The following is an 888-nucleotide window of genomic DNA, read 5'->3' as shown; positions in this document are numbered from 1 at the left end:
AGGTCGTTGTATGAATATCGCCACTATATTCTTTGACTAAAGACTCAAAACTTGGTGTGTCAGCGTTACTCGAGCTAAAAGGGAGGTCTAGCGGTGCGTTTTGATCGCGGCTATAAGCCGGCTCCCTAAGCCATGCGTTAATGACTCTCTCTGCCCGGTTGGCAGGTGTGGTTGTGGTGGGAATCTTGCTTTCATCAAGTTCTTTACGAATTCGTGCAACCTCTTTTCGATGAAGTCCGCTTAAAATCGAAATTCTAGAGGTGCTCTGGGGCTTTCCATCGACAGTGAACTCTTCTTCTGCAACGGCCACATAGGCATGTTTTACCCATTCGGCAAAGTCAGAGAAACCGACTCCTGACCTCAGGAGTATGCGCACCAAAGGTTTCATCATAAAGATGACACATTGGCTTAAGGTGTTTTTGTAGCTTAACGTTTCTTTGTTCATATTGGGAATATATTCCCAATATGAACAAATATCAAGTGAAACTCGCTAAGGCAAACTGGTCATTGCCACCGAATTGTATTGCCCGAACTGACACAAAACCTTCACATCGTATCTCCGATCGGCATCTAAACTTAAACCCATTGTTATTGTTTTTTCCTCCGTGCTGTCACCATGCCTAAAGCTGTATGTAACGATGTAAGTATTGAATACGAGACCTTCGGAAACCCTAAAAGGCCTGCCGTACTTCTGATTATGGGTTTAGGTGCCCAGATGATTGTTTGGCCTGACCGGTTCTGTCATCTGCTTGCTGAAGAAGGTTATTACGTTATCCGATTTGATAATCGCGATATTGGCCTTTCTACCAAGTTTGATCACTATGCAGCTCCTCGTGTGTTGAAACAGGTATTGGCAAACTGGTTTGGCTTGAAGATAGACGCACCCTA

2 protein-coding genes are annotated in these 888 nt (G+C 44.4%); one reads left to right on the top strand and one right to left on the bottom strand.

Translation table 11 applies throughout. The features are described from left to right. Positions 1 to 445: DUF6502 family protein (locus tag A3729_RS07140; protein ID WP_231877371.1), on the bottom strand; the 445-nt coding region annotated here is incomplete at its 3' end. Between the two features lie 171 nt (positions 446 to 616). Here A3729_RS07140 and A3729_RS07135 point away from each other — a divergent pair. Continuing rightward, positions 617 to 888 (top strand): alpha/beta fold hydrolase (locus A3729_RS07135; protein ID WP_369820102.1); only part of this gene is annotated, 272 nt, incomplete at its 3' end.

The organism is Oleiphilus sp. HI0043 (assembly GCF_001634935.1).
This window is presented reverse-complemented; position numbering and strand designations above follow the sequence as displayed.